34 protein-coding genes are annotated in these 26012 nt (G+C 65.8%); 26 read left to right on the forward strand and 8 right to left on the reverse strand.

Annotated elements, in window-relative coordinates:
• From ABS88_RS11535 to ABS88_RS11610, 17 genes are all read left to right on the forward strand, one after another.
• The coding region (locus ABS88_RS11535; protein ID WP_286749838.1) for a hypothetical protein at window positions 1-560 on the forward strand (560 nt) is incomplete at its 5' end.
• Window positions 557-1024 (forward strand): HNH endonuclease signature motif containing protein, encoded by a 468-nt coding sequence (locus ABS88_RS25035; RefSeq protein ID WP_353745073.1) that lies wholly within the window; start codon window positions 557-559, stop codon window positions 1022-1024. The genes ABS88_RS11535 and ABS88_RS25035, both read left to right, overlap by 4 nt.
• Window positions 1025-1087: 63 nt before the next feature.
• Window positions 1088-1270, forward strand: a complete 183-nt coding sequence (locus tag ABS88_RS11540; protein ID WP_286749839.1) for a hypothetical protein — start codon at window positions 1088-1090, stop codon at window positions 1268-1270.
• A 32-nt stretch (window positions 1271-1302) separates the two neighbouring features.
• Entirely contained in the window at window positions 1303-1779 is a 477-nt protein-coding gene (locus ABS88_RS11545; RefSeq protein ID WP_286749840.1) for an HNH endonuclease, read from the forward strand.
• Complete coding sequence (locus ABS88_RS11550; RefSeq protein ID WP_286749841.1) at window positions 1776-1997, forward strand: hypothetical protein; 222 nt, start codon at window positions 1776-1778, stop codon at window positions 1995-1997. The genes ABS88_RS11545 and ABS88_RS11550 overlap by 4 nt, the downstream gene beginning before the upstream one ends.
• A complete protein-coding gene (locus tag ABS88_RS11555; RefSeq protein ID WP_286749842.1) occupies window positions 1994-2248 on the forward strand; it encodes a hypothetical protein in 255 nt (84 codons plus the stop codon). The genes ABS88_RS11550 and ABS88_RS11555 overlap by 4 nt, the downstream gene beginning before the upstream one ends.
• Window positions 2248-2502 carry a hypothetical protein gene (locus ABS88_RS11560; RefSeq protein WP_286749844.1) on the forward strand — a complete coding sequence of 85 codons (255 nt, stop codon included), beginning with the start codon at window positions 2248-2250 and terminating at the stop codon, window positions 2500-2502. Before ABS88_RS11555 ends, ABS88_RS11560 begins: the two co-directional genes overlap by 1 nt.
• On the forward strand, window positions 2499-2972 hold the full coding sequence (locus tag ABS88_RS11565; protein ID WP_286749846.1) for a hypothetical protein: 474 nt from the start codon (window positions 2499-2501) through the stop codon (window positions 2970-2972). Before ABS88_RS11560 ends, ABS88_RS11565 begins: the two co-directional genes overlap by 4 nt.
• Entirely contained in the window at window positions 2969-3256 is a 288-nt protein-coding gene (locus ABS88_RS11570; RefSeq protein WP_286749848.1) for a hypothetical protein, read from the forward strand. Before ABS88_RS11565 ends, ABS88_RS11570 begins: the two co-directional genes overlap by 4 nt.
• Complete coding sequence (locus ABS88_RS11575) at window positions 3253-3957, forward strand: ERF family protein (RefSeq protein ID WP_286749850.1); 705 nt, start codon at window positions 3253-3255, stop codon at window positions 3955-3957. Before ABS88_RS11570 ends, ABS88_RS11575 begins: the two co-directional genes overlap by 4 nt.
• Before the next feature lie 11 nt (window positions 3958-3968).
• Window positions 3969-4925 carry a hypothetical protein gene (locus ABS88_RS11580; protein WP_286749852.1) on the forward strand — a complete coding sequence of 319 codons (957 nt, stop codon included), beginning with the start codon at window positions 3969-3971 and terminating at the stop codon, window positions 4923-4925.
• A complete protein-coding gene (ssb, locus tag ABS88_RS11585; RefSeq protein WP_286749854.1) occupies window positions 4925-5398 on the forward strand; it encodes a single-stranded DNA-binding protein in 474 nt (157 codons plus the stop codon). Before ABS88_RS11580 ends, ssb begins: the two co-directional genes overlap by 1 nt.
• A 349-nt stretch (window positions 5399-5747) precedes the next feature.
• Complete coding sequence (locus ABS88_RS11590) at window positions 5748-6158, forward strand: hypothetical protein (protein ID WP_286749855.1); 411 nt, start codon at window positions 5748-5750, stop codon at window positions 6156-6158.
• Window positions 6159-6261: 103 nt separating this feature from the next.
• On the forward strand, window positions 6262-6444 hold the full coding sequence (locus ABS88_RS11595) for a hypothetical protein (RefSeq protein ID WP_286749856.1): 183 nt from the start codon (window positions 6262-6264) through the stop codon (window positions 6442-6444).
• A gap of 169 nt (window positions 6445-6613) precedes the next feature.
• Window positions 6614-6832 carry a hypothetical protein gene (locus ABS88_RS11600; protein WP_286749857.1) on the forward strand — a complete coding sequence of 73 codons (219 nt, stop codon included), beginning with the start codon at window positions 6614-6616 and terminating at the stop codon, window positions 6830-6832.
• A gap of 3 nt (window positions 6833-6835) precedes the next feature.
• Window positions 6836-7087, forward strand: a complete 252-nt coding sequence (locus ABS88_RS11605; RefSeq protein WP_286749858.1) for a helix-turn-helix transcriptional regulator — start codon at window positions 6836-6838, stop codon at window positions 7085-7087.
• Window positions 7074-8093 carry a site-specific integrase gene (locus ABS88_RS11610; protein ID WP_286749859.1) on the forward strand — a complete coding sequence of 340 codons (1020 nt, stop codon included), beginning with the start codon at window positions 7074-7076 and terminating at the stop codon, window positions 8091-8093. Before ABS88_RS11605 ends, ABS88_RS11610 begins: the two co-directional genes overlap by 14 nt.
• Window positions 8094-8197: 104 nt before the next feature.
• Here the strand turns inward: ABS88_RS11610 and ABS88_RS11615 are convergent, their stop codons facing one another.
• The 3 genes from ABS88_RS11615 to ABS88_RS11625 are packed head-to-tail and all read right to left on the reverse strand — an operon-like array spanning window position 8198 to window position 11705.
• The gene (locus tag ABS88_RS11615; protein ID WP_076075935.1) at window positions 8198-9448 is read right to left on the reverse strand and encodes an N-succinylarginine dihydrolase; all 1251 of its coding nucleotides are present in this window, start codon (window positions 9446-9448) and stop codon (window positions 8198-8200) included.
• A gap of 50 nt (window positions 9449-9498) precedes the next feature.
• Complete coding sequence (locus tag ABS88_RS11620) at window positions 9499-10500, reverse strand: arginine N-succinyltransferase (protein ID WP_076075932.1); 1002 nt, start codon at window positions 10498-10500, stop codon at window positions 9499-9501.
• Window positions 10497-11705 (reverse strand): hydrolase, encoded by a 1209-nt coding sequence (locus tag ABS88_RS11625; protein WP_076075929.1) that lies wholly within the window; start codon window positions 11703-11705, stop codon window positions 10497-10499. The genes ABS88_RS11620 and ABS88_RS11625 overlap by 4 nt, the downstream gene beginning before the upstream one ends.
• A gap of 192 nt (window positions 11706-11897) precedes the next feature.
• Between ABS88_RS11625 and ABS88_RS11630 the strand changes: the two genes are divergently transcribed.
• The 5 genes from ABS88_RS11630 (at window position 11898) to ABS88_RS11650 (ending at window position 17542) form a co-directional block, all read left to right on the forward strand.
• Complete coding sequence (locus ABS88_RS11630) at window positions 11898-13070, forward strand: GGDEF domain-containing protein (protein ID WP_076075926.1); 1173 nt, start codon at window positions 11898-11900, stop codon at window positions 13068-13070.
• A 136-nt stretch (window positions 13071-13206) separates the two neighbouring features.
• Complete coding sequence (locus tag ABS88_RS11635) at window positions 13207-15300, forward strand: malate synthase G (protein ID WP_104959487.1); 2094 nt, start codon at window positions 13207-13209, stop codon at window positions 15298-15300.
• Between the two features lie 88 nt (window positions 15301-15388).
• On the forward strand, window positions 15389-16009 hold the full coding sequence (locus tag ABS88_RS11640; protein ID WP_067112040.1) for a DJ-1/PfpI family protein: 621 nt from the start codon (window positions 15389-15391) through the stop codon (window positions 16007-16009).
• Between the two features lie 39 nt (window positions 16010-16048).
• Complete coding sequence (trhO, locus tag ABS88_RS11645; RefSeq protein WP_104959488.1) at window positions 16049-16777, forward strand: oxygen-dependent tRNA uridine(34) hydroxylase TrhO; 729 nt, start codon at window positions 16049-16051, stop codon at window positions 16775-16777.
• Between the two features lie 87 nt (window positions 16778-16864).
• Window positions 16865-17542, forward strand: a complete 678-nt coding sequence (locus ABS88_RS11650) for a TrmH family RNA methyltransferase (protein WP_234002609.1) — start codon at window positions 16865-16867, stop codon at window positions 17540-17542.
• Window positions 17543-17639: 97 nt separating this feature from the next.
• Here the strand turns inward: ABS88_RS11650 and ABS88_RS11655 are convergent, their stop codons facing one another.
• Window positions 17640-18266, reverse strand: coding sequence for a class I SAM-dependent methyltransferase (locus ABS88_RS11655; protein ID WP_076075918.1), 627 nt, complete (start codon window positions 18264-18266; stop codon window positions 17640-17642).
• 127 nt (window positions 18267-18393) lie between these two features.
• On the opposite strand from ABS88_RS11655, the gene trxB reads away from it, so the two are divergent.
• Entirely contained in the window at window positions 18394-19359 is a 966-nt protein-coding gene (gene trxB / locus ABS88_RS11660) for a thioredoxin-disulfide reductase (protein ID WP_067112046.1), read from the forward strand.
• Between the two features lie 259 nt (window positions 19360-19618).
• Here the strand turns inward: trxB and ABS88_RS11665 are convergent, their stop codons facing one another.
• From ABS88_RS11665 to ABS88_RS11680, 4 genes are read right to left on the reverse strand one after another with little or no spacing between them, the layout of a single operon-like run.
• On the reverse strand, window positions 19619-20413 hold the full coding sequence (locus tag ABS88_RS11665) for a hydrolase 1, exosortase A system-associated (RefSeq protein WP_067111607.1): 795 nt from the start codon (window positions 20411-20413) through the stop codon (window positions 19619-19621).
• Complete coding sequence (locus tag ABS88_RS11670) at window positions 20398-21072, reverse strand: alpha/beta hydrolase family protein (RefSeq protein ID WP_067111604.1); 675 nt, start codon at window positions 21070-21072, stop codon at window positions 20398-20400. Before ABS88_RS11670 ends, ABS88_RS11665 begins: the two co-directional genes overlap by 16 nt.
• Before the next feature lie 15 nt (window positions 21073-21087).
• A complete protein-coding gene (locus ABS88_RS11675) occupies window positions 21088-21351 on the reverse strand; it encodes an acyl carrier protein (protein WP_234002610.1) in 264 nt (87 codons plus the stop codon).
• Between the two features lie 11 nt (window positions 21352-21362).
• Window positions 21363-22358, reverse strand: a complete 996-nt coding sequence (locus ABS88_RS11680; RefSeq protein ID WP_076075912.1) for a GNAT family N-acetyltransferase — start codon at window positions 22356-22358, stop codon at window positions 21363-21365.
• Window positions 22359-22393: 35 nt separating this feature from the next.
• Here ABS88_RS11680 and ABS88_RS11685 point away from each other — a divergent pair, with 35 nt between their 5' ends.
• From ABS88_RS11685 to ABS88_RS11695, 3 genes are all read left to right on the forward strand, one after another.
• Entirely contained in the window at window positions 22394-23926 is a 1533-nt protein-coding gene (locus ABS88_RS11685; protein WP_076075910.1) for an acyl-CoA ligase (AMP-forming), exosortase A system-associated, read from the forward strand.
• Window positions 23923-25152 carry a pyridoxal-dependent decarboxylase, exosortase A system-associated gene (locus ABS88_RS11690; protein WP_076075907.1) on the forward strand — a complete coding sequence of 410 codons (1230 nt, stop codon included), beginning with the start codon at window positions 23923-23925 and terminating at the stop codon, window positions 25150-25152. Before ABS88_RS11685 ends, ABS88_RS11690 begins: the two co-directional genes overlap by 4 nt.
• 182 nt (window positions 25153-25334) lie before the next feature.
• On the forward strand, window positions 25335-25988 hold the full coding sequence (locus ABS88_RS11695; RefSeq protein WP_067111617.1) for an XrtA/PEP-CTERM system exopolysaccharide export protein: 654 nt from the start codon (window positions 25335-25337) through the stop codon (window positions 25986-25988).
• Window positions 25989-26012: the final 24 nt, after the last annotated feature.

Here is a 26012-nt window from a genome sequence, read left to right on the forward strand (position 1 = left end):
GCGGCAACGTCTATCTCAGCAGCCTGACGACGCTGCCCGAGAACACGACGTTCAGCAACGGCGGCTACGTCGATCTCCGCAGCCTGACGGATGAATATCCGGTCTATCGGGGCGAGCGCATCCGCCTTCGCGCCATCGACGGCTACACGATGCTCATCCGCTCAAAGCGGACGAAAGGCGACTATACGCTCTACCGCGCGGCCTACTTCGGCGGCGGCGAGTTGGCCGACCTCAAGAAATGCTGGATCGCGCGGAGCGGCGACTATTACGCGCACGGCGAGACCATCGAGCAGGCGATGCGCGATGTTCGCTTCAAGGCGATGGAGCACGACTTCGACCAGGACGAGCTCATTGCCGAGATCAAGGCGCGCGGCACCGTCCAGTTCAACGACTTTCGCCTGATCACCGGCGCCTGCGAAAGCGGGTTGAAGCACGGCATGGAGCAGGCGGGGTTGGACCCGAACGCTGACGAATTGCCGCTGGCTACCGTGTTGAGCGCTGCATTCGGCCACTATGGCGAGCAGTTCAAGGCTCTGTTCCGTGAGGAGCAGGCAGCATGACCAACGATCAGACTGTAACGCAGGCCTTCTGGGCTCGCGTCGAAAAGCGGGGTCCGGACGACTGCTGGATCTGGCTTGGTGGATGCAGTTCCGCACGCTCTAAATACGGTCGATTTTGGGATGGCACCCGAACCCGACCAGCGCATCAGGTCGCTTGGGAAATCGCCAACGGGCGCCCTTTCCCGAAAGGGATGATGGGGTGTCATAGCTGCGACAATCCGCCCTGCGTGAACCCTAACCATATTTGGCCGGGGACGGCCGCAGATAACATTCGCGACTGCGTGGCTAAAGGTCGCCACGCGTCGAAGCCCCGCAGCCATTGCAAGCGCGGACATCCCATGACGGGCAAGAATCGCAAGCCAACAACTGGCGGGTTTCGCTGCGCCACCTGCGCGCGGATCGCCACGCGCGAGCGAGTGAGACGATTACGAGCGAGACGACGGAGTGCCGCAAATGCCAACTGAGAACCATAGCCACCGCACCGCCCATTCAGGCGAGGGCCGCAGCAATGGGGCGGGGGAAGCGCGATGACCGGCGGATTTTCGCAGATGATGCGCGTCCTCGAGAGCATCCCGGCTGACGCGCCAGCAGCAGACCGCTTCCACGCCACACTGGAAGCAAGCGACGCCTTCATGGCCGAGTGCGACCGGATTTTAGAGCAGCGCCGCGCCGAGCGTGGGGCGCGCAATCCGCGGGAGATGCAATCGTGAGCAATGTTCCTATCCGCCGCGACCAGTTCGACGTGCAAGGCTTCGTCGCATGGCTCGCATACAATGGAGCTGAAATCGGCGTTCCAACGAACCAGTATGAGGTCGTCCGCTACCTTGCGCACGCTGAGGGTCATCGCAAGCCGGTCACGCATATCATCTACGCCAAAGAAAGCGGCCTGCTGACCTTCATGCCGGGGACGCGCGAGCATTATGCGCAGTTTCTCGGCATCGAAGGTGATGGTTCCCTCAAGAGCAAAATGAACCGCTCGAAGCGTATGTCGTTTCGCGCGCAGATCATCGCCCGCGACGGCAAGGGTTGCTGGTTCTGCGGCGAAAGCACGACCGCGGCGACCGAAAGCATCGAGCACCTTGTTCCGCGTTCGCAGGGTGGGCCTGACACGCTGGCAAACTTCGTCCTCGCGCACCGCAAATGCAACGAGATGGCGGGTGATATGTGCCTCGGCGACAAGATCGCGCTGCGCGACCAGATGAGGGGGGCGAAGGCATGAAACACGCCCACACCCGCCACCTTCGCCTGACGCGCGAGCAATTCAACCGCGCCACCCACTCCGACGCGCTGCCGGAAATGCAGCTTGTCCCGGCAGAGGAAATCCAGCGCGACCCCATTTCGGTGATCCGCACCATCCCGAAGCGTGAAATCGCAGGCTGGTTTGCTGTGTTTGGGTTGCTGGCTGTCGTGGCGGCGGGACTGGCGGTGATCGCATGACGACGCCCCTGAACGCCATCGGCTGGGCGGAGCCGCGCCTGATGTCGATCTTCGACGCGCTGGACGAACTCTATCAGCAATACCGCGATCCCGAGGGTGGAACGGACGAACTTTCGACCATGCTCAAGCGCGCCCGCGACCTTTGCGAGGAAGCGGACATACTGATCGAGAACCGATCGAAGGGCGGCCCCGACCCCGACGACGAGCGCGACCGGCGAATTGATGACCGGCTGACCATGGGAGAGCGGTGATGGCCAAGCCAGAAAATCCATACGCATTTCCTTGGCGGTGCGACGACAACACGCAGGCTGGAGATAGCGGGATGGAGCTGCGCGACTGGCTCGCGGGGCAGGCGCTCATTGGCATTCTCTCGTCGGGGACAACCCACATGACGAGCGGCCAAACCATCGACGGCTATCATGCGATGGTCGCTTACGGCGCATACGCGCTCGCCGACGCCATGCTCCTCGCCCGTCAAACCACTGACAGGGAGGACGGGAAGTGAGCGGGGATTCCGAAATCCGGACCGAGCGCAAGCAGATGATGCTCGACAAGGCAGCACGTCTGACCGACAGGGCGCAGAAACTGGAAGCGCGCGCTGCGATCATAGAGCAAGGGCCGAACCGCGACCCCGCCTTCCTGACGCAACCAAGCTATGGCAACGCTGCTGGCCGCGCATTCGCACGGGCGCGTGATAGGGAGCGCAGCCGGTCGATCACTGTCGGCGACCTGTATCATCGCGCCAAGTTGCTGCGTGAGCGGGCCAATAGACTTATCAGCGCGCAACCCCGCGTAGCCGGAGACGCGAAAGCCGAACGCGATGCAAAGATCGTCGCCAGCGATTTTCATGTCGGGCAGGAAGTCCGCACCCTCTACGGCGTCAGGAAAATCGTCAAGGTCAACGCCAAGCCGATCCTGATCGAGGGCGCGCTTGGTCCTGTCCGCGTCGAAAAGCATCTTGCGGAGGCCGTATGACCGACTGGCGCAAGAATGCCCTCGCGGCTCTCGATGATGCCCGCAGGGAGATCGAGCAGGCGGCCGAGCCGACGGTAGTGGTCGTGCTCACCGTTGGCAGTGCTGACTTGCTCAAAGAGCGCCCGATTTCGGTCTACGCCAATCAGAATTGGACGTGGCTGCGGCGCGTCGTGGCGTTCGCTGCTTGGCGCTTCTCCCTCAAAGACGACGGCGATCCCGATGACAATTTCGGTTTCCAGCCGCCCGCCACCCCCAACACCCCTGACATGGAGAAAAGCAAGTGACCGCTGTCTACAAAGCTATCGCCGCCATCCAGGAAGAATTGTCGAAAGTCGGCATCGCCAAGGATGGTGTGAACGAGCAACAGAAATACCGATTCCGCGGCATTGATCAGGTCTATTCGGCCCTGTCGCCGCTGCTCGCGAAACACGGCCTTTGCGTCCTGCCCCGCATGGTCGATTGCTCCCGCTCCGAGCGGGTATCGATGAAGCCGGGATACAATGGTGGGCCACCGAAAGAAAGCGTCCTGTTCTATGTGACCGTGACGGCGGAGTTCGATTTCGTCGCGGTCGAGGATGGATCGACGCACACCGTCCGCACCTATGGCGAGGCAATGGACAGCGGCGACAAGGCCACGAACAAGGCCATGTCCGCTGCCTACAAATACGCTGCCTTCATGGCATTCGCGATCCCGACCGAAGGCGACAACGACGCCGACGCGACGACACACGAAGTTGTGCGCGGGATGCCCGATGACGAGCTTAATCGCCTCACCGCCAAGATGAAGGCCGGTCGCCTGACGCCTGCCCGCGTCTGCGAGAAATACGGCGTGAAAGACATTCGCGCGCTCAACTACGACCAGTTCAACGAGGTCATCGGCGTCTGCGACGAGAGGATCGCGAAACAGGCGAAGGCCGAAACGAACAAAGCCGCCCAATCCAACGACGATTTCGGGGACATCTCCGAAACCGATCTCGCAGCCTGAAAGGCCTTCCCATGAACATGTATCAGTCGTCCAAGGGGCCGATCGCTATCGACACTATGCCCCTGTCCTACGCGAAAAACGCACTGGCGAAAATCCAGCGCGACGAGACGCAGCGCCACCGCACGGCGGAAATCGGCTGGCTCGACCAGCATATCCGCAAGCTGGAAGCGGAAGCGCCCACCGACGAACCAAACCGCGGCATTGGTGGCAACAATCCCCCGGCAGAAGCCAAGGCGGCCATGCAATGGGATGCAATCCAGTCCCATATGGACGACCTTCTCGCAGAAGCCCGCAATTGGGCGGACGGCGAAGCCATTTCCTCGCAGGGTATCGCCGATGAGATCGGGCGGCTGCGCCAGCAGTTGCAGGATGCCGCCAAACTGGCGGACGAAGCCCGCGTTGCCGAAAAGAAGCCGCTCGACGAAGCCGCGCAAGAAATTCAGGACCGCTATAATGTCTATATCGCCCCGCTGAAAAACAGGCAGCCGGGATCTGTGAGCAAGGCGGTGGCGGCGCTCGGCTCGCTCCTGACTGTCTGGCTGAACAAGCTGGAAGCCGAAAAGCAGGAGCGCGAGCGCGCCGCTCGCGAGGCACACGAAAAGGCGCAGGCGGAAGCAATAGACGCCCGCCGCGCCGCCATCGGCACCGGCGACCTCAACGCGATCGATGCCGCCGACGATCTTCTGGACGCCGCCGAAGAAGCTGGAAAGGCGCTCAAGGCCGTCGAGAATGAAAAGGTGCAGGCGAAGGGCGAGCATCGCGCCATCGGCCTGCGCTCGCGCTGGATTGCCAAACTCCGCGACGGCGAGGGCGGCAAGGCGCTGACCTACTACGCCAAGACGCAGCCCGAGCGCGTGAAATCCTTTCTCCAGGTTCTCGCCGACGAGGACGTGAAGGCGGGGGTCCGCCCGATTGATGGCGTCTCGCCGATCCCCGGCGTCGATATCATCGAAGAGAGGATTGTCTGATGGCCGGCAGCGTCAACAAAGTCATCCTCATCGGCCATTTGGGTGCCGATCCCGAGGTTAAGAGCTTCCGCGATGGCGGGCGCATCGCGAACCTGCGCATCGCCACTTCCGAGCACTGGAAAGACAAGCAGACCGGGGAACGAAAAGAGCGCACCGAATGGCATAGCGTTGTCATCTCCGGTGACGGCTTGGTCGGGGTCGCGGAGAAGTATCTTCGCAAAGGCAGCGCCGTCTACGTTGAGGGCGCGCTTCGCACCCGCAAGTGGCAGGACCGTGACGGCAACGACCGCTACTCGACCGAGGTTGTGCTGAGCGGCCCGCGCGCTGTCCTGACGCTTCTCGACAAGCGCGAAAGTGGCGGACAGTCCGACGATGGCTGGGGCGGTTCCTACGGTCATACCAAGCCGCGCGACCAGCAGCAGGGTGGTAGCTGGTCTGACGACGATCTCGGTTCGGACGAGGTTCCGTTTTAGCCATGGGCGCTCCGGTCAACCACCGCAGGATGAAGCCGCGCTACAATCCGCAGCCGAACGCTGTGGAGATGCGGCACCATCATCGCGTGAAGCTACTCGATTGCTTCGGTTGCGGCGCGCCGGGACCGAGCGAGTGTCATCATACCATGCTCGCCTTCGAGGGAAAGCGCTGGCGCCGTGATCATCGCTTCATTCTCCCCGTCTGTCCGCGATGCCACCGGGGTCGATACGGCATTCACGGGATTAGGAGCGAGGCCGTTTGGTGCGAGCGCAACGGGCTGGATTCCGAGGCGGAAGTGAAGCGTCTTTGGGCGCTGAGCGAAGACGCGGAAGCGCGGAGGTTTGCGGCATGAAGGACTCCGCTCGCTTCACCAAGCGCGGCCTGACGTTCGTTCCGGCGGATGCCTACGCCCGTGAATTGCTCGCCAAGGTGCCGGACGGGAAGGGCGTTTTCCTGAATCTGTGGCTGCCCCGGAATATGGCGCAGCACCGAAAATATTTCGCCATCCTGCGGAACGTCGTGGAGGCCACGGGACGCTGGGCATCGCAAGAGCATTTGCGCCGCGACATTCTGCTGACGCTCGGCCGCTACGACGAACATGTCAACGAGTTCACCGGCGAGGTCGAGAAGGTCGTTCACTCGATGGCCGTGGCTTCCATGCCGCGTGACGAGTTCGAGCGGCTCTATTCCGACACGATCAAACTTCTGACCGAAGCGCTCGGGGCCGATCCCGAGATGCTCGTTCAGGAGGCCGCATAGTTTCACCACCAAGGAGGCCCGCGCAGCCTAAGAAGCGGCGGGTGAAATTCAGATGAGCATACTCGGGTTCTTTGGACTGATGAAGCGGTCTGAGCATGAAGCCGTGGCAAAGGCCAACAAGGGCCTGCTGCGCGACCTCGTCGCCGAACGGCAGAAGTTCAAGCGGGCGGTCAGCGATATCGCATATCAGTCGGACGTGATCGAAGGATTGCGCCCCGACGCCGAACTCTGGCGAGCCGCTCGCGACAATCGCCGGAAGGCCGCGAAGCGGGGCGCGTCGTCATGATGCGCTCCCGCGACTGGCCTCCTATCGAGCGGCTTCCCGAGCGCCCCGGCGTCGTGGTCTATACAAGCGCCGGGTATTGGCGCGATGGCGTGTTCCATCCGACGCATAGGGCACGGGTTGTTGAGGCTGGGCCGCCCCGGCGCGGGCTTCTGGCGAGGGTGCTGGGGAGATGACCTTCCGCGCATCCGGCAAGCAAATCCTGAAAGCCGGCGAGCACTTCGCCGATGCTTCGACCGATGAAGCGGCGAGGGTGATCGTTGCCGCGCTGAACCTGCCCGCGACCCTCGAAGCGCGCGCCAGCCGTGCAAATCGCGCGGGAAACCGATCAGCCGCCCGCATTTACCGTGTCCTTGCCGATGATCTTCGGGCTGGGGTGATGGAGGAATAGGCTGTGAACGCGCCCACTCGTATCGAGCGGATTCCGCATTGGCCGCAGATGATGACGCGCAAACTTGCGGCTGACTACTGCTGCCTCTCGGAAGCGCAGTTCGAGCGGGAGATTATTGACGGCCGACTGCCCAACCCCGTCAAACTCGGCGGCCGCGATCACTGGCACCGACCGACGCTCGACCAGCACCTTGAGCGTATTGCCGGAGCAGCATATGACTGGCGCAAGGACAGCCCGCTCTATGCCGAAAGGTAATGACCTCCCCCATGTGAAACATGTGCGCTCGAAAGGGCGCGATTATTATTATTTTGACACTGGCGTCCGCAATGAGCGGGGAAAGCGCATCTTCAATCGCCTGCCGGATATCAAGGCCGCCGACTTCGGCGCCGTCTATGCGGCAATGAAGGCCGGCGTCACCCGCCGCGTTGATGTGTCGCCCCTCCTGACCGTTGGCAGTCTCATCCGCCACTATGAGCGCAGCCCCGAGTTCAGCCGGCTGTCGGACGGGACGCAGCGAACATATGGCTATGCGCTACGCAAGATCGAGGCGCAGATGGCGCGCGCACCGGTTGATGACGTGGAGCCTCGCGATTTGTCGGTCCTGCTCGCCAAGCTGGGCAACGCCGCAGGATCGGTGAACCTTACCCGCAGCGTGATGGCCGCACTCTATAAATGGGGCAGGAACAACCACCTCGTCAAAGCGACGACCGATCCGGTTGGCGACCGCGAAGCCGTCCCGATGGGAAGCCATGAACCCTGGCCCGTCGCTATTCTCGACGCGGCGCTGACGTGCGAGCTGCCGCGCGTCAAACTGGCGGTTCATTTGCTCTACTATACCGCCCAACGGATCGGCGATGTTTGCGCGATGCGCTGGGGCGATATTCGCGACGAGACCATATCCGTTGTGCAGCGCAAGACGGGCCGGGCACTCACCATTCAGATGCACCAATCGCTCTCGGATATGCTCGCGGCCACACCCAAGCGCGGGCTGACGATTCTGACGCGGGCGGATGGTGGCCCGGTCGGCGACGACGCGATCCGAAAAGAGATACAGTCCTTCACGGCCAAATATGGCGCGCGGCTCGTCCCGCATGGATTGCGAAAAAATGCTGTCATCGCGCTTCTGGAGGCGGGGTGCAGCGTTGCCGAAACCGCCGCCGTATCAGGCCAATCCTTCGCGATGGTCGAGTATTACGCGAAGCAACGCGACCAGAAAATTCTATCCTCCGCAGCCGTCCTGAAATGGCAGGAACGGAAATAGAACGGGAAAACTTTTTGGAAAACTCTCTTGAAAGGGGCGGGAAAGCGCCATGTCAGTAAACTGTAAGTTAACCCGACACGCAAGGGAAGGGGAAGAGCGCCGCCTTATACCAGTTCGCCGAAGTCCATCGCGTCCAGCAACGCCGCGCGGGCACGTCGGACGTCGCGGACCAGCGCCGCCGAAGCAAGGTCTCCCGGCGCGATCGCCTCGGGCCAATGCGCCGCGACCACCGCGGCAATACGGTCGAGCTTCGCCTCGTCGGCCAGAAAGCGCGGATCGACGGTTGCCGGATCGGCAACGACGCGCAGCCGCAGGCAGGCGGGGCCGCCGCCGTTCGCCATCGACTGGCGCACATCGACGGGCAGCAGCCTGCGGATCGGGCCGTTGCCGGCGACATGCGCCTCCAGCCAGGTCCAGACGCTCGGCGTCTCGCGCGCCTCGGTCGGCAGGACGAGTCCCATGCCGTCGCCTTCGGGCAGGCTGACGAGCTGGGCGTTGAACAGATAGGATCTGATCGCCTCGGGCAGGCTCACCGCGCTGGCCGGAACCTCGACGATTTCGACTTCGTGAAAGATGGCGCGGATTGCGGCATGCGCTTCCTCGCGGTTCTCGAACGCCGTTTCGTGCGTGAAGAGGACGCGCTCGTTGGCGACCGCGACGACGTCGTTGTGAAAGGCGCCGCCCTGGATCGCCATGTCCGACTGGCGAAGAAACAGCGTGCGCGCGGGATCGAGCCGGTGCCGTCGCGCGATCGCCTTCGATGCGTCGAGGTGCTGGCGCGCGGGAAAGCGGCCGCCGCCGATGCCATAGACGAAGATCTCCACCCCCGGCGCCCCATGCCCCGCGCACAGCCGCATATGGTTCGCCGCACCCTCGTCGCCGAACGGAGCCGGCACGGGACCGTGGACCGCGAAGGCCGGATCGGCGAAGGCAAGGCGAAGCTGCGCGAGCGTGCCCGGCCATTCGTGACTGCGGTGCGGCATGGTGACGAGGTTGGCGATGGTCAGATGGCATCGCCCGTCGTCGCTATCGGGCGCCGGCGACACGGTTGCGGCGTTGGCGGCCCACATCGACGAGGCGGACCACGCCTGTGCGCGCAGGTGCGGCTCGACCTCGTCGAGCGTGGTGGCGAGCGTTTCGAGCCACGCCGCGTCGGGCCGGTCGAGCGGCATGAAATATCCCTGCGGCAGGCCGAGCGCCAGATTGTGCCGCATCTTCTCGATCCCTTGCAGCGCCGCGGCGCGTGGCTGCGACACGTCGCCGGCATTGCTGGCCGAGGCGATGTTGCCGCGGCTGAGCCCGGCGTAATTGTGCGTGGGGCCGATGATGCCGTCGAAGTTGATTTCGGTGAGCATGGTTTTCTTTCCTGAGCCCCTCCCCTTCAGGGGAGGGATGCAGTTTCCTACTACCGCCCGATCCAGCTGATCTCGGCGCCTTTGCCGATGCCCAGCAGCCCCGCGCTTTTCGCATCGATCGTCCCATCCGCACCGACCTGTCCGAAGCAGCAGCGGAAATCGGCGAGGCGGCCGGTCGCGATCAGCGCGTCCTCGCCGCTCTCCGCAATTCCCGTCACCTCGACATGCCGCGCGTTCCGGATGCTCGCGACCTGATCGGTGCGCGCGGTCATCGTCGGGCCGCCGTCGAAGATGTCGATATAATTTTCGAAAGCGAAGCCTTCATTCTCCAGCATCCGCATCGCGGCGCGGCCGCTGGGATGCGGGACGCCGATCACCGATCGCGCGCTGTCGGGCAGCATCGCTATATAGACCGGATGCTTGGGCATCAGGTCGGCAATGAACTGGTTGCCGTGAACGGCGTTGAACTGGTCCGCCTCCTGAAAGCTCATCCCGAAGAATTTGCCCGCGACTCCGTCCCAGAAGGGCGAGCCGCCCGCTTCGTCGATCACCCCGCGCAATTCGGCGAGGATGCGATCGGCGAAACGCGCGCGATGCCGCGCGATGAACAGATAGCGCGACCGCGCGAGCAGCAGGCCGAGCCCGCCCGCGCGCGCCGCGGGGTGCAGGAACAGTCCGCCGACCTCGCTCGCGCCGTGCAGGTCGTTGCTCAGCATCAGCACCTGCGCGTGAAAGGTGCGGCCCAATTGCTCGCTATGCTTGCTGTCGGTGCCGATGCGATAGGAATAGAAGGGCCAGTGCTGCCCGACCTGCGCGAAAATCTGGCAGGTGCCGCGCACCTCGCCGGTTTCGACCTCTTCTAGCACCATCAGATAGAGTTCGTCGCCCGGCGCATCCTCCTCGCGCGCGAAACTCGCCTCGGCGCGTTCGAGCTTGGACCGTAGCGCCTGCCGGTCGGGGGGCAGGTTGGTGAAGCCGCCGCCCGTCAGCTTCGCCATTTCATAGATGCTCTGCAGGTCGCCCGGCTTTGCCGCCCGGATCAGATAATTCACGCTGTCCCCCGTTCCGCCAGTCTGAGCATGGTCAGCGCCGACAGCCGCGCGCGTTCGGGCAAACTGTCGACGATCAGAAATTCGTCGGCCGAATGGATGGCGCCCCCGCGCGGCCCCATCGTGTCGACCACGGGCACTCCGCAGGCGGCGATATTGTTGCCGTCGCACACGCCGCCCGTCGCCTTCCAGTCGATGGCGATCCCCAGCAGCGCGCCGCAATCGCGCACCAGTTCGAACAGCCGCGTTGCCGGCTCGTCGAGCGGCTTGGGCGGCCGGTTGAAACCGCCATGAAGGTGGCAATGCACGTCATGCTCCCGCGCCACCGCTGCCATGGCATCGCGCAGCGCCGCTTCGGCCGCCGCCATCGCATCGGGGGTCGCAGGGCGCATGTTGACGCGCAGGATCGCCTGATCGGGAACGACGTTATTCGGTCCGCCGCCGTCGATCTTCGCGGGGTTGACCTTGAGATCGGGCGATTTCAGCGCGTTCAGCCGGAGTGCGAGGTCTGCCGCGGCGATCAGCGCGTTGCGTCCCTCCTCGGGGTTGCGCCCGGCGTGCGCCGAACGGCCGTGGATCGACACCGAAAAATTACCGCTGCCCGGCCGTGCGCCGGCGAGCGTCCCGTCGGGAAGCGCGGGCTCATAGGTGAGCGCCGCCGCCTTGCCCTTCGCCAGTTCGGCGATCAGCGCGGCCGAGGCGTGGCTTCCCGTTTCCTCGTCGCTGTTGATCATCACGTCATAGCCGATGCGCGGGGCGAGCGGCGACGCTTCGAGCGCGGTCAGCGCCGCGAGGATCACCGCGATTCCGCCCTTCATGTCGGCGGTGCCGGGACCGTTCAACACGCCGGGTTCGCGCCATGTCAGTGACTGGAACGGGTGATCGGCCGGAAACACCGTGTCCATATGGCCGGTCAGCAGCAGTTGCACCGGCGCGTCGGGGCGCACGCGGACATGGAGATGATCGCCGCGCACGATCGTCTGGACCTGCCCCGCCGCGTCGAGGCTTTCGACAGGATCGGGCTCGACCAGCCGCACCGTGCCCGGCAGGACGGCAAAGGCGTCGGCGAGCATCCCCGCGATCGTCTTCAGCCCCGCCAGATTGCCGGTACCGCTGTTCACCGCCGCCCACGCCTCGACCGCGGCCAGCATCGGGGCATCGGCGGCGCGTTCGAGCGTCGCGATTTCGCTCGCAGTAAGGGCGATCATTGCATGCCTATAGCGGGGGGCGGGGGGCTTTTGCACCCCCAGCCTGGCATTTTGTCGGCACGATACCGTAAGTCACTGATGCCCAATAATCCTGCCAGTAGAGCCTCCAGGGAAGCCGACTGCCGATCGTGCCATTAACCAAAATTTGGTGGCCGCCTCGCTACGCGGTGCGGACCAATGGTGAGTGGGTCGATGACAGCTGCTTTCGTGCTTGGCATAAACATGGCCGTTGCGGGCATCTTTGCCGTGGCCTTCACCGTTGTCGCGGCGACGAACCGGAGCGCGTGCGGCGCATGGTGGCTGGCGCTCGGTTGCGGCGTCGGAATCGTCAACGCCGGCCTCGAATTCCTGCTCCGGCAACAGGCCGATCCGGTGCCGGTCAGCATCGCCATCTTCCTCGTTTTCCTTTCCGCGCTCAGCTTCGCGCTGATCGGGGTCGCGCGCCATTACCGCGTCGAGCCGCCGTGGACCGCGATGGCCGCGATCTGGATTGTCACGGTCCTGTTGGTGCCGGTCGTCTTCAGCATGACCTATGGCTCGCTGTCGCGGCTGGTGCTCTACCAGCTTCCCTATTTCGCCATGCAAGCGCTCTTCGGCATCATGATCTGGCGCTCGGGGCGCCGGCAACCGCTCGATCTGCTGCTCGTCGTGTTGCAGGCGGTCGGGGCGACCCTTTACCTGCTCAAGCCGCTGTTCGCGATGTTGGTGGGGACGGCCCGCACGCCGCAGGATTATATGGCGACGACTTATGCCGCGATCTCGCAAAGCGGCAGCGTCGTGGTGCTGATCGCGACCGGTCTCGTCATGCTGCTGGTGACCATGCGCGACACGACGGCCGAGATGATCGCCCGCTCGGAAACCGATCCGCTATCGGGCGTCTTCAACCGCCGCGGTTTCGAACGCCATGCCGAAGCGGCGCTTGCGCGGGAGGGCAAAGCGGCGCTGATTGCAGCCGACCTCGACCATTTCAAGCAGATCAACGACAGTTTCGGCCATGCCGCGGGCGATGGCGTGATCGCGCACTTCGCCGCGATGCTGACCGAAGCCGCTCCATCCGAAGCAATCGTCGGCCGCGTCGGGGGCGAGGAGTTCGCCGTGCTGCTGCCTGCCGCGCTGCTGTCCGACGGGCGCCTCTATGCCGAGGCGGTGCGCGCCGCCTTTGCGTCGGCGGAATTGCCCGTGCTCGGCGTCGACCGCCGTTTCAGCGCGTCCTTCGGCGTTGCCCAATGGATGCCGCCGGAGACTTTGCCCGACCTGCTCCATCGCGCCGACACGGCGCTTTACCGGGCAAAGTCGGGCGGTAGGAACCGGGTCTGCGTTGCGCTGGGCGATCTGCCGCCGACGCCGGTGCGCGGCGCCGCCTGACCGGCGTCGGCACCCTCCCATCCCTTTTCTTTCGACCCACCGCCCCATTGCCAAGCCCCGCCATTCGCGCCATAGGGCGGCGGCCCTTTCCTCCCCGGGTCCACTGGCGCGTTCGCGCCGACCAAAGGGTGCTTGCATGACTGATTTTCTCGATCGCCACGGCCTTTCCGTCGATTCGCGTCTGGCCGATTTTCTCGAAACCCGGGCGCTGCCGGGAACGGGGCTCGATCCCGATCGCTTCTGGGCCGATTTCGCGGCGCTGCTCGGCCGGTTCGCGCCCGAGAATGCCGCGCTGCTCGCCAGGCGCGAGGATTTGCAGGCGAAGATCGATGCCTGGCACGACGCCCGCAAGGGCGAAGCGCACGATCCCGCCGCCTATCAGGCATTCCTGCGCGAGATCGGCTATCTCGTTCCGGAGCCAGCGCCATTTCAGGTCGGCACCGCGAATGTCGATCCCGAGATCGCGACCATGGCCGGCCCGCAACTCGTCGTTCCCGCGCTCAACGCGCGTTTCGCGCTGAACGCTGCCAATGCGCGCTGGGGCAGCCTCTACGACGCCCTTTATGGCACCGACGCGCTCGACGCGCCGGCGGCGAAGCCCGGCGGCTACGACCCTGAGCGCGGCGCGGCGGTGATCGCGCGCGCCAAGGCCTTCCTTGACGAAGCCGTGCCGCTCGCCGCCGGTTCGTGGGCCGACTGGCAGGGCGGGGAACCGCAACTCGCCGACCCCGCGCAGCTTGTCGGCACGCGCGACGGCGGCATCCTGCTGCGGCACAACGGTCTGCACATCGAACTGGTGATCGACCCCGCCAGCCCGATCGGTCGCACCGACCCGGCGGGAATCGCCGACGTAGTGATCGAGGCCGCGCTGACGACGATCATCGACCTCGAGGATTCGGTCGCCGCGGTCGATGGCGAGGACAAGGTGCTCGGCTATGCCAACTGGCTCGGCCTGATGCGCGGCGACCTCGTCGAAAGCTTCGACAAGGGCGGCCGGACCGTCACCCGCGCGATGGCGCCCGACCGCGAATGGACCGCGCCCGACGGCACCGCCTTCACGCTGCATGGCCGCGCGGTCCTGTTTGTGCGCAACGTCGGTCATCTGATGACCACCCCGATGATCCGCCTGCCGGGCGGCGGCGAGGCGCCGGAGGGGATTTGCGACGCGGTGATCACCAGCCTGTGCGCGCTGCACGACCTCAAGCAGCTCGGCACGCTGCGCAACAGCCGCGCGGGCAGCGTCTATATCGTCAAGCCCAAGCAGCATGGGCCGGAGGAATGTGCCTTCACCGACCGCCTGTTCGACGCGGTCGAGGACATGCTCGGTCTCGCGCGCCACAGCGTGAAGGTCGGGGTGATGGACGAGGAGCGCCGCACCAGCGCCAATCTTGCCGCCTGCATCGAAGCGGTGAAGGATCGCATCGTCTTCATCAACACCGGCTTCCTCGACCGCACCGGGGACGAGATCCACACCTCGATGCACGCCGGCCCGATGATCCCGAAGGGGGAGATGAAGGCGAGCGACTGGATCGCCGCCTACGAGGATCGCAACGTCCGCATCGGCCTCGCCTGCGGCCTGTCGGGCAAGGCGCAGATCGGCAAGGGCATGTGGGCGATGCCCGACATGATGAAGGCGATGCTGGAGGCGAAGATCGGCCATCCGAAGTCGGGCGCGAACACCGCCTGGGTGCCGTCGCCGACCGCCGCGACGCTCCACGCGCTCCACTATCACGCCGTCGACGTGTTCGCGCGTCAGAAGGAGATCGCGGGCGAGGCGGTGCCGCCGCTCGACCGCCTGCTCGCCATTCCCGTCGCCACCGGCCGCAACTGGAGCGAGGCGGAGGTGACGCGCGAGCTCGACAATAATTGCCAGGGCATCCTCGGCTATGTCGTGCGCTGGATCGACCAGGGCGTCGGCTGCTCGAAGGTGCCCGACATCGACGACGTCGGCCTGATGGAGGATCGCGCGACGCTGCGGATCAGCAGCCAGGCGATCGCCAACTGGCTGCTCCACGGCGTCTGCACCGCCGATCAGGTCGATGCCGCGCTCGCGCGCATGGCAAAGAAGGTCGACGCGCAGAATGCCGGCGACCCGCTCTACGAAACGCTGACGCCCGACGGCATCGCCTGGCGCGCGGCGCGGGCGCTGATCTTCGAGGGCACGGTCCAGCCGTCGGGCTATACCGAGCCGCTGCTGCACAGCTTCCGGCAGGCGAAGAAGGCGGCGTAGCGCAGCGTTGACCTTCAGGGTGACGAAGATTTGAATGTGGGGGTGAGTCCTGTAGGGCTTCCGTCTCATTCATTCGATGGAGTTTCCCATGCAGATCGCGGTGCTGACGTTCGACGGCTTCAACGAACTGGATTCGTTCATCGCCGCCGCGATCCTCAACCGGCTACGCGGACAGGGATGGGCGGCGCATATTACGGCACCGACGGCGCGCGTGACCTCGATGAACGGCGTCGCGATCGACCGGCAGAAGCCGCTGGAATATGCTGAAGAGGCCGATGCCGTCATCGTCGGCAGCGGCGTCCGCACGCGCGAAATCGCGGCCGATCCGGCGATCCTCGACCGGATCCGGCTCGATCCGGCACGCCAGCTTGTCGGCGCGCAATGCTCGGGGACATTGCTGCTCGCGAAGCTGGGACTGATCGGCGATCTTCCCGCCTGCACCGACCTGACGACGAAGCCCTGGGTGATCGAGGCGGGGGTAGAGGTACTCGACGCGCCCTTCGTCGCGCACGGCAATGTCGCGACCGCGGGCGGCTGTCTCGCCTCGCAATATCTCGCTGCGTGGGTCATCGCGCGCCTTGCGGACGAAGCCGCAGCGGAGGAGGCGCTCCACTATGTCGCGCCGGTCGGCGAGAAGGCGCTTTATGTCGAGCGCGCGATGGCGGCTGTCCGGCCTTTTCTGCGGCATGGTGTCGTCGCGGCCGCCTGATCTTCAAATCGCCTGGCCGCGCGGCTATGGGCGTCGGCCATGAGCTTCACCGTCGCCGCCCTCTATCGCTTCGCGCCGTTCGACGATCCCGCCGCGTTGCGCCAGCCCTTGCTGGAGCTTTGCGCCGCCAATGGGGTCATGGGCACGCTGCTGCTGGCGCGCGAAGGCATCAACGGGACGATCGCGGGCAGCGAAACCGGTATCGCCGCGGTCGTCGCGCATATCCGCGCGCTTCCCGGCTGCGCTGACCTCGACGTCAAATATTCGATGGCGGCGGCGATGCCCTTCGGGCGCCTCAAGGTCCGGCTGAAAAAGGAAATCGTGACGATGAAGGTGCCGGGAATCGACCCGGCGCGCGAGGTCGGCGCCTATGTCGATCCCGCCGACTGGAACGCGCTGGTCGACGATCCCGACACGGTGCTGATCGACACGCGCAACGATTTCGAGGTCGGCTACGGCAGTTTCGACGGCGCGATCAACCCGCGCACCCGCAGTTTCGGCGATTTTCCCGACTGGTGGCGCGCCAATGCCGATCGCTTCGCGGGCAAGCGCGTCGCGATGTTCTGCACCGGCGGGATTCGCTGCGAGAAATCGACCGCCTTCCTGAAGCGCGAGGGCGTCGCCGACGTGGTCCATCTGAAGGGCGGCATCCTCGCCTATCTCGAACAGGTGCCCGAGGCGGAGAGCCGCTGGCACGGAAACTGCTTCGTCTTCGACGAGCGCGTCGGCGTCGGCCACGGGCTGGTGGAGATGGGGGAGAAGGCGTAGAGATGCGCGCGATTTGGCGTGGACATGTGCGGGACACGGCTTCAGGTCAATCCTTGCAGCCTCTTTCGACCATGTTAGGTTGTTTAGATGGAAATGATCGAGCTAAGCAAGTCGAAGCCGTCGGTTCGTGAACGGGCGGATGCCATAAAATCCTTCCGCTGCAAGAATCTGATCGCCGTTATCGAAAGCCCGTCCGACATCCGGAATATCGGGACCGTCATTCGCAATGTGAACGCGCTTGGCGTCGAAAAAGTCTATATCGTCGATCCGCGCAAAGCCCTTCCGGAGGATTGGCAGGACATGCGCTCGCGTAAGTCGCTCTCCCAGACTTCGGTGTCTGCCGTCAAATGGACTTTCGTCAAACGCTTCGACAGCACGGCCGAATGCCTCGATCACCTGGAAAAGCAGGGCTTTGTTTCAGTTGCGACCTCGCCCCAAGTAAAGGGAAAGAAAAGCGTTTATCTTCATGAAGGCGATTACACCCGGCATACCAAGCTCGCCGTGTGGTTCGGTAATGAAAAACGTGGGATCAGCGACATCGCGGTAGAGCGTAGCGAGATGTGCATCGCGATCCCGATGTTCGGCATGATAGAGAGCCTCAACCTTGGAACCAGTTCTGGCATCGTCCTTTACGAGGTGACGAAACAGAGGCGCGAGTATCAAAGTCGCTATCGACGAAGCCGGTTCAAAGGGGAACGAGGCACCCCTCTTCCCACGGTCATGCCTCTGGTGCTGGCTGACGAAGCTGCCGATCCGACGGCTTGATCGGGCCGCGGCTCTGGAAGAATTTTGCCGTGGCCGGCCTTCCGGCTCCATGAATGGTCGCGAGGCCGGGCAACGTCCCTTTCCGTCAATCCTTACCTCACCCCACCGCACGCGCCGCGCCATATTCGATCCAGCCGAACGGGCGCGGGGTCTTGGGCATATAGTGCGCGGCCTGTCGATCGACCGCAAAGCCGGCCTTGGCATAGGCGTCGGAAATCGGCCGCGTCAGGTGGCAATTGCCGCCGATGCGCTTCCACACCGGCTCGATCCGCCGCTGCCATTTCGCGACCCCCGCGTCGGGTGCGCCGCCATGTTCGAGGAACAGCGCGGTGCCACCGGGTTTCAGAACCCGGCGAATCTCCGCCAGTACCGCCGCCTGATCAGCGACCGAGCACAGGGTGAAGGTGGTGACGACGGTGTCGAAGCGTCCGCTGTCGAAGGGCATCGCCTCGCCGACCCCGCCCGCGATCGTCGCCTCGATCCCGCGCTCCTGCGCCGCGGCGCGGCTCATGGCGAGCAGCTCGGGCGACGGGTCGAGGCCCGTGAAGCTGGAGACCCGGCTCCAATCATAGAATTCCATGTTGATGCCGCCACCGCAGCCGAGTTCCAGCACGTCGCCCGACGCGTTCGGGACGACCTTGCTGCGCGCCTTCATGATCTGACCCTGCGAACAGGCGCAGCGGATCAGGCGCGGTACGGCGTGACGGTCCCACCAGCTAGCCATTGTCTCTCTCCCCTTGGCGCGCAGCCTGTCCCTTGCTAGCGCGCTTGGCAACACCCATCTGACCGGGCGGTTCGATTGTCGAAGAGACGGTCGAAACGCTCATCGATCACGCAGCAACAGGACGATCATGCCCACCACTCACCACACCAAGATGCTCATCCTCGGCTCGGGTCCGGCGGGCCTGTCGGCCGCCATCTATGCCGCGCGTGCCGGGATGCAGCCGATCGTGGTCCAGGGGCTCCAGCCCGGCGGCCAGTTGACCATCACCACCGACGTCGAAAATTATCCCGGTTTCGCCGAGGTGATTCAGGGCCCCTGGCTGATGGAACAGATGACCGCGCAGGCGGTCCATGTCGGGACCAGCATGATCTGGGACACGATCGTCGACGTCGACCTGTCGCAACGCCCCTTCCGGCTCATCGGTGACGGCGGCGACGTCTATGTCGCCGAAACGCTGGTGATCGCGACCGGCGCGCAGGCGAAATGGCTGGGAGTTCCCGGCGAGCAGGAACTGGGCGGCAAGGGCGTGTCGGCCTGCGCGACGTGCGACGGCTTCTTCTATCGCGGCAAGAAAGTGGTGGTGATCGGCGGCGGCAATACCGCGGTCGAGGAGGCGCTCTACCTCACCAACCACAGCGACGACGTGACGCTGATCCACCGTCGCGATTCGCTGCGCGCCGAAAAGATATTGCAGGACCGGCTGCTCGCCAATCCGAAGATCAAGGTCATCTGGAACAAGAAGGTCGATCGCTTCGTCGCGGGCGAAGGCGCCGCGGGGCTGGTCGGTGTCGACCTGATCGACACCGTCACCGGCGAAGCGAGCCACGAGCCCACCGACGGCGGCTTCGTCGCGATCGGGCACAAACCCTCGACCGAATTGTTCGTCGGCAAGCTGCCGCTCGACGATGACGGCTATCTGCAGGTGACGCCCGGCACCTCGCTGACCGCCGTTCCCGGCGTCTTCGCGGCGGGCGACGTGACCGACAAGGTCTACCGCCAGGCGGTGACCGCGGCAGGCATGGGCTGCATGGCCGCCCTCGACGCCGAACGCTTCCTTGCCGAGGCGGAGTATCGCGCCACGGTGGATGCGTAAACGGAGCCCGAACGGAGAGGCTTCGGTCAAAGCTGACATTCAGATTTCGTCGGCACCCTGAACTTGTCTGGTGTTTATACCCCTGAGACAGGGACGTTGGTGATCCCCGGCGAAAGCCGGGGTCCATGCGAGGCAGGCGCACGTAGCTGGACCCCGGCTTTTGCCGGGGAACGGTTACCTGTCGACGCTGGCCATGGAAGCTGAAACGAGTTCAGCATGACGATTTTGGAACGGGCAGTTCCTTGTCCCGAACCGGACGTCAGCCCAGTCTTTCCAATATCCGTGTCGCCAGCCAGTCGCCATCCGCACCCGCAAAGCTGTGTGATGCGCTGTCGAGCCGTTCGACCGGCAGCGCGTCCGGCCTGCAATTCTCCGCAAATGCCTGTGCCGTCCGGTCGCCCGTGGCGAGCAGGATCGTGGCGGGGCAGGGAAGCGCCGCCATCGCCTTGTCGAGCCGCGCGGCAAGGCTGTCGGGAGCCGTTTCCGGCTTCCGCCTGCCGAGCGCCGACAGGCCGCGCGCCAGCTTGCGAAGATCGATCTCGCCCTTCACCAGCCTGAGCAGGCTTTTGGGGTCTTTCAGCCGCGACAGATAGCGCGCCCGGATCGCCGCCGCCGGCGGCAGCGCCGGTTCGGCGTCCGCTTCGTCGTCGGCTTCCGCATCATAGGTCCACGGGTTGGCAAGGATCAGCGCGTCGAGCGGCAGCGGCTGATGGAGCAGCAGCGCGCTCGCCGCGTCGCAATTGCCGAAGGCGACGATCCGCGCGACCTGCGGCGCCGCGGTGCGAAAGGCGGCGATGGCGGCGGCGATGTCGGGGGCGCTCGACTCGAAGCCGCCGTTATCGTCCTCGCTGTCGCCGATGCCGCGGCGGTCGAAGCGAAAGACCGGATGACCGGCGTCGGCAATCCGCCGCGCGAGTATCGCCATGCCGCGATGCGCGCCGCTGCGGATTTCGTTGCCGCCCGACACGATCAGCAGCCCGCTCGTTCCCGGCGCGTCGTCGAGCGTCGCAGCAAGCGCCGCACCCTCGCAGGCAAAACTCAGCTGATGCCGCATGCCGCCCCCCAGGCCGCGATGTCGGCGGCGATCGCGTGCGCCATCGCGGCATCCTCGCCCGGCTCGGCGCGCAGCCACAATGGCGTGCCCGGCAGCGCGCCATCGCCGCTGCCGAGTGTGAGGCTGCGCAACGGCGCGACCGCCTGGACCTCGGCGCCGCCAAGCTGGGCGATCATCGCGGGCGACAGCAGATTGCCTGCGAGCAGCAGCGGGGCATTGCGCGCTTCGGCTTGCAGGTTTTCGAGCGACGAGGATTTTCCAGCCTCGCGGTCGGCACTGACGCGCGCGCGCAGCAGCGTGCGGAGCAGTGACGCGCCGGCGACCGGGGCCAGCCGCCAATGGGCCGCGGCCTTGGCGCGATGATCGACCAGGCAGCCGCCGCGCAGCGACGCGACGATCAGCGGGCCGTCGATTCGCTCTGCGACCGCGGCCAGCGCTTCGATCCAGCGCGCCAGATCGACCTCGACGAGCGGGGTCAGGCTTTCATTCTGTCCGGGCAGGTCGGGCAGCAGCGCGGCGAATCCGTCGGCCGCCAGCGCGCGCATCGCCAGCACCAGCGTGCGGCGCGTGCGGTTCGCTTCCTCGAATAGCGGCGGGACGAACAGGACGGTCGCGCGCGGCGTTCCGGCGGGGTCTATGCGCAGCCGATGACCGTCCATGCGCCCCCGCCTATCCTATGAACCTCGAACCTTGCGCTCGGCAAAGGCGAGCAGGTGGCCATAGGTTTCGAATATCTCGCCGTCGATCTCGTCGTCGTCGATCAGGATGCCGAGGCGATCTTCCATCTCGGTGAGGACGGTCGCGACCGCCATCGAATCGAATTCGGGCAGTTCGCCGAACAGGCCGCTGTCGGCGGTTAGCGCGGCGGCGCGCTCTTCGCCCAGGCCGAGGATGTCGGCGAGCAGGGCGCGAAGTTGGGTATCGACGGGTTCGGTCACGATCCTGATCCTCATTCGCGCCCGAGGACCGAACGCGCAAAAGCCTTGAGTCCCGGTCCCCATGCCGCGATGCGCGCCGGATTGAAAGCCTCGATATGCCACAGCGGTTCGTGCCGGTTCATCCAGTCGCGCTTGTAGGCGTCGTTGCCGGTGCCGAAATCGACCCGGCACACGCGGTCGACTTCGATGACGTGGCGGAACAGCGCCGCCGACAGCAAGGTCCCCGGCGACGCTTTCAGGCTGTCCTCGACATGCGCGAGCTTGTGGATGAAGGCAGTGCCGTCCTCGACGGTCCAATATTGCGCGGCGACCGGCGCGCCCTCGATGCGCGCGAGCCCCATGCGAAAGGTACCGCGCGCGCTTTCGGCCTCGGCAAAGGCGCGCAGCAGCGCGGGGTCGCCTTCCTCCGGCTTCCAGCTCGCGGCGTATATCGCTTCATAGGCCGCCCACGCGTCGGCGTCGAAGGCGGTGAACAGTTCGATGTCGACCACGCCCTTCTTCGCCTTGCGCCGGACGGTGCTGCGCAGCGCGCCGGGGCGGCTCTCCCACCAGCCGTCATGATCGAGACCCGACAGGTCGAGCCAGTGCCGGTCGCCTTTCGGGCCGGCCTTCACCCACCAGCCCGCCGAGCGCAACGCGGAGGCGACGGCCTCCTGTTCGGCATCGGGAACGGGGTAGAGGGTCAGCCGCACGGCGCGCCGGCGCAGCGCCGCGAACAGGTCCGCGAGCGCCGCCGGGCGGTCGCCATCGCCGGTGTAGAGCGGCCGGATCGCGAAGCTGTACCAGTTGGTCAGCCCGGCATAATGGCCCGGCCGTTCGATGCGCAGGGGCAGGAGGGCGTGCGTGTCGCCGGCCGTGCCGCGCGCGTCATGGCGTCCCGCACCGGCAAAGCCATGCGCCGCGAGCAGATCGAACCACTCTTCGCGGTCGAAGGGCGAGGCGAAGCCAGCGCCCCGCGCCGGGGGGCGTTTCGCATCATTAGCGGGATGTTCACCGTTCCCTTGCATGGTCGCGCGCTCTATCACCCGTCTCCTAACAGCCGATGACCAAGATCGAAAATCCTCCGTCGCATCCGATCGACCATCTCGCGCTGCGCGGCGTTCCCGACGCGCCCGCGCTGCTGATCGGCGAGCGCGTCCTGTCCTTCGCCGACTTCGATGCCGGGGTCGGGCGGCTGGCCGCCTGGCTGCGCGAGCGCGCGGGCGGTCCGGGCGAGCGCGTCGCAAGCTGGGGCGCGAAGACGCGGGCGATCTGCCTGATGCCGCTCGCCGCGGCGCGCGCCGGGCTGATCCATGTGCCCGTCAACCCGCTGCTCAAGGGACCGCAGGTCGCGCATATACTGGCCGACAGCGGTGCGACGCTGCTCGTCACCAACGCGCCGCGCGCCGACATGCTCGGCGACGGCCGGCCGGCGGATTGCGCGTTCGAGGATCTGAAGGCCGCCGAAACGGCGATCGATTCGGACGGGCCGGCGCTGCCGCCCTCGCGGGCCGGAACGGACGAACTGGCCGCGATCCTCTACACCAGCGGATCGACCGGGCGTCCCAAGGGCGTGATGCTGAGCCACGCCAACCTGTGGCTGGGGGCAGAGAGCGTCGCCTCCTATCTGAAGATCGCGCCCGACGACCGCGTGCTTGCGGTGCTGCCGCTCAGCTTCGACTATGGCCAGAACCAGCTTCTTTCGACCTGGTACGCGGGCGGGGCGGTCGCGCCGCTCGACTATCTGACCCCGCGCGACGTGGTGAAGGCCGTGGCGCGATACCGCGCAACGACGCTGGCGGGGGTGCCGCCGCTGTGGGTGCAACTCGTCGAAAGCGACTGGCCCGCCGATACTGCCGCCCTGCTGCGCCGCCTGACCAACAGCGGCGGCGCGCTGACCCCGACGCTCATCGATGCGATGCGCGACACCTTTCCGAATGCCGCCATCTACCCGATGTACGGACTGACCGAGGCGTTCCGGTCGACCTGGCTCGACCCGGCGCTCGTGGCGTCGCATCCGACCTCGATGGGCCGCGCGATCCCCCATGCCGAAATCCTGGTGTGCCGCCCCGACGGCAGCGTGACCGACGACGACGAGCCGGGCGAACTGGTGCATTGCGGACCGCTCGTCGCGCAGGGTTACTGGCGCGACGCCGAACGCACCGCAGAGCGTTTTCGCCCCGCACCGCCGGCCTCGCGCCATGGCGGCATCGCGGTCTGGTCGGGCGACACCGTGCGCCGCGATGCCGAGGGCCTGCTGACCTTCGTTGGCCGCGACGATGCGATGATCAAGACTGCGGGCAATCGCGTCAGCCCCACCGAGGTCGAGGATGCGGCCGTCGCCTCCGGCCTTGTTTACGAGGCGGTCGCTTTCGGCATCCCCGATGCGCGGCTCGGCGCCGCGATCGTGCTGATCGTGCGCGGCAGGGGGGGCGATGCGGATCGTGACGGGCTGGCGGCGTGGCTGCGCCAGACGCTGCCCAACTTCATGCAGCCGCAGACGATCGAGTGGCGCGACACTCTGCCGCGCAATCCCAACGGCAAGCTCGACCGCGTCGCGATCGCTGCGGACTGGACGCGGCAGGTGGCGGCATGAAGCCGCACGGCCCGATCCCGCCCGGCTTCGCCGCCGACGCCGACGGCATGCTGCTGATCGGGGGCGCGCGCGCGGACCGGCTTGCCGATGCTGCGGGCGACACGCCGCTGTTCGTCTATGTCGGCGCGCTGCTGGCGGCGCGGATCGCCGAATGGCGCGCCGCATTTCCCGAAACGGTGCAGCTTCACTATGCCATGAAGGCGAACCCCTATCCGCCATTGCTCGCCTTCATGGCGGAGCGGGTCGACGGGTTCGACGTCGCCTCGGGCGGCGAATTGCGGGCCGCGCTGGCGAGCGGCATGGCGGCCGAACACATCAGCTTTGCCGGACCCGGCAAGCGCGACCGCGAACTGGAAGCGGCGATCGCGGCGGGCGCGACGCTCAACCTCGAATCGGCGGGCGAGGCGACCCGCGCGCTCGCTGTCGCCGCGCGGCTCGGCATCACGCCGCGGCTGGCGGTGCGGGTCAATCCCGACTTCGACCTCAAGGGATCGGGGATGAAGATGGGCGGCGGCGCCAAGCCGTTCGGCGTCGATGCGGCGGAGGTCCCGGCGCTGGTGCGGCGGCTGATCGACGCCGGTGCCGATTGGCGGGGTTTCCACATTTTCGCCGGATCGCAGGCGCTGGACGCCGCCGCCATCGCGGAGACGCAGGGGCAGACGGTGGCGCTCGCGGCGCGGCTGGCGAACGACGTCGGTGCGCCGCCGCCGCTCGTCAACATCGGCGGCGGTATGGGCGTGCCCTATTTTCCCGGCGATACCGCGGTGGATGCTGTGGCGGTCGGCGCCGCACTCGCCGATACGCTGGCGGCGCGCGATCCGGTGCTGGCGACCAGCCGCTTCGCGATGGAACTTGGCCGCTGGCTCGTCGCCGAAGCCGGCGTCTACCTGACGCGGATCGTCGATCGCAAGGTCAGCCACGGCGAAACCTTCCTCGTCACCGATGGCGGACTCCACCATCAACTGGCGGCAAGCGGCAATTTCGGCACCGTGATCCGGCGCAACTATCCGATCGCGCTTGCCAACCGCTTCGGCGGCGAGCCGGCCGAGACGGTGTCGGTAGTGGGCTGTCTGTGCACGCCGCTCGATCGGCTGGGCGATCAGGTTGCGCTACCCGCGGCACAAGTCGGCGATCTTGTTGCGCTTTTTCAGGCGGGCGCCTATGGCGCCACGGCGAGCCCGGCAGCTTTTCTCGGCCAGGGACCGGCGCGCGAAATGCTCGTCTAGACGGCGATTTCTGTTCCGAACAGGGACAGTTTGCGACAAGCGCGGCGCGAACCTACCCCAATACTAACGGTATGTTCACCCTTTTCGAGCATGGCTGACCCCGACGCAATGGATGTCATTGCGGGTTCCGGCGCGTTTCCGGGCCCGCGAGGGCGCCCGGCTATGCGAAAGGTGATATGAACATGCGATCCTTCCCCTCGCTCCGCGCCGCCCGCGCCGCGCTGGTTTCCGGCATCGCCGCGACCGCGCTGACCGGCTGCATGAGCGCCGGAACCGCGCCGCAATTGCCGAGCGCCAATTTCGTCGCGAACCAGGAAGGGCCGGGCGAGGAATATATCATCGGGCCGCTCGACGAACTGCAGATTTTCGTGTGGCGCAATCCGGAACTCGGCGGCAAGGTCCAGGTGCGTCCCGACGGGCGGATCACGACGCCGCTGATCACCGACATGCCCGCGGTCGGCAAGACGCCGACGATGCTTCAGCAGGACATCAAGCTGGCGCTCGGCCAATATATCACCGACCCGATCGTCAGCGTCATCGTCACCAGCTTCAACAGCACCTTCTCGCAGCAGGTGCGCATCGTCGGCGCGACGGAGAAGCCGGCGTCGATTCCCTATCGCGCCAACATGACCGTGCTCGACGCGATGATCGCCGTCGGCGGTCTCGGCGAATATGCCGCGGGCAACAAGGCGCGGCTCGTGCGCTACGATAAGGGAAGCGGCAAGCAGCACGAATATGCGCTGCGCCTCAACGATCTGATCAAGCGCGGCGACATCAAGGCCAATGTGAAGCTTCAGCCGGGCGACGTCATCATCATTCCCGAAAGCATGTTCTGACATGGACGGCCGACCCTGCCCCCC

The sequence above is a fragment of the Sphingopyxis sp. SCN 67-31 genome (assembly GCF_001725095.1).

Bases quoted from the DNA above. Each gene is read 5' to 3' on its own strand.
- ABS88_RS11560 (WP_286749844.1), top strand. From the start codon at position 2,248: ATGGCCAAGCCAGAAAATCCATACGCATTTCCTTGGCGGTGCGACGAC.
- ABS88_RS11625 (WP_076075929.1), bottom strand. From the start codon at position 11,705: ATGATCGCCCTTACTGCGAGCGAAATCGCGACGCTCGAACGCGCCGCC.
- ABS88_RS11690 (WP_076075907.1), top strand. From the start codon at position 23,923: ATGAAGCCGCACGGCCCGATCCCGCCCGGCTTCGCCGCCGACGCCGAC.
- ABS88_RS11550 (WP_286749841.1), top strand. From the start codon at position 1,776: ATGAAACACGCCCACACCCGCCACCTTCGCCTGACGCGCGAGCAATTC.
- ABS88_RS11590 (WP_286749855.1), top strand. From the start codon at position 5,748: ATGAAGGACTCCGCTCGCTTCACCAAGCGCGGCCTGACGTTCGTTCCG.
- ABS88_RS11635 (WP_104959487.1), top strand. From the start codon at position 13,207: ATGACTGATTTTCTCGATCGCCACGGCCTTTCCGTCGATTCGCGTCTG.
- ABS88_RS11695 (WP_067111617.1), top strand. From the start codon at position 25,335: ATGCGATCCTTCCCCTCGCTCCGCGCCGCCCGCGCCGCGCTGGTTTCC.
- ABS88_RS11540 (WP_286749839.1), top strand. From the start codon at position 1,088: ATGACCGGCGGATTTTCGCAGATGATGCGCGTCCTCGAGAGCATCCCG.
- ABS88_RS11580 (WP_286749852.1), top strand. From the start codon at position 3,969: ATGAACATGTATCAGTCGTCCAAGGGGCCGATCGCTATCGACACTATG.
- ABS88_RS11630 (WP_076075926.1), top strand. From the start codon at position 11,898: ATGACAGCTGCTTTCGTGCTTGGCATAAACATGGCCGTTGCGGGCATC.
- ABS88_RS11670 (WP_067111604.1), bottom strand. From the start codon at position 21,072: ATGGACGGTCATCGGCTGCGCATAGACCCCGCCGGAACGCCGCGCGCG.
- ABS88_RS11650 (WP_234002609.1), top strand. From the start codon at position 16,865: ATGGAAATGATCGAGCTAAGCAAGTCGAAGCCGTCGGTTCGTGAACGG.
- trxB (WP_067112046.1), top strand. From the start codon at position 18,394: ATGCCCACCACTCACCACACCAAGATGCTCATCCTCGGCTCGGGTCCG.
- ABS88_RS11685 (WP_076075910.1), top strand. From the start codon at position 22,394: ATGACCAAGATCGAAAATCCTCCGTCGCATCCGATCGACCATCTCGCG.
- ABS88_RS11680 (WP_076075912.1), bottom strand. From the start codon at position 22,358: ATGCAAGGGAACGGTGAACATCCCGCTAATGATGCGAAACGCCCCCCG.
- ABS88_RS25035 (WP_353745073.1), top strand. From the start codon at position 557: ATGACCAACGATCAGACTGTAACGCAGGCCTTCTGGGCTCGCGTCGAA.
- ABS88_RS11665 (WP_067111607.1), bottom strand. From the start codon at position 20,413: ATGCGGCATCAGCTGAGTTTTGCCTGCGAGGGTGCGGCGCTTGCTGCG.
- trhO (WP_104959488.1), top strand. From the start codon at position 16,049: ATGAGCTTCACCGTCGCCGCCCTCTATCGCTTCGCGCCGTTCGACGAT.
- ABS88_RS11655 (WP_076075918.1), bottom strand. From the start codon at position 18,266: ATGGCTAGCTGGTGGGACCGTCACGCCGTACCGCGCCTGATCCGCTGC.
- ABS88_RS11615 (WP_076075935.1), bottom strand. From the start codon at position 9,448: ATGCTCACCGAAATCAACTTCGACGGCATCATCGGCCCCACGCACAAT.
- ABS88_RS11640 (WP_067112040.1), top strand. From the start codon at position 15,389: ATGCAGATCGCGGTGCTGACGTTCGACGGCTTCAACGAACTGGATTCG.
- ABS88_RS11555 (WP_286749842.1), top strand. From the start codon at position 1,994: ATGACGACGCCCCTGAACGCCATCGGCTGGGCGGAGCCGCGCCTGATG.
- ABS88_RS11610 (WP_286749859.1), top strand. From the start codon at position 7,074: ATGCCGAAAGGTAATGACCTCCCCCATGTGAAACATGTGCGCTCGAAA.
- ABS88_RS11570 (WP_286749848.1), top strand. From the start codon at position 2,969: ATGACCGACTGGCGCAAGAATGCCCTCGCGGCTCTCGATGATGCCCGC.
- ssb (WP_286749854.1), top strand. From the start codon at position 4,925: ATGGCCGGCAGCGTCAACAAAGTCATCCTCATCGGCCATTTGGGTGCC.
- ABS88_RS11600 (WP_286749857.1), top strand. From the start codon at position 6,614: ATGACCTTCCGCGCATCCGGCAAGCAAATCCTGAAAGCCGGCGAGCAC.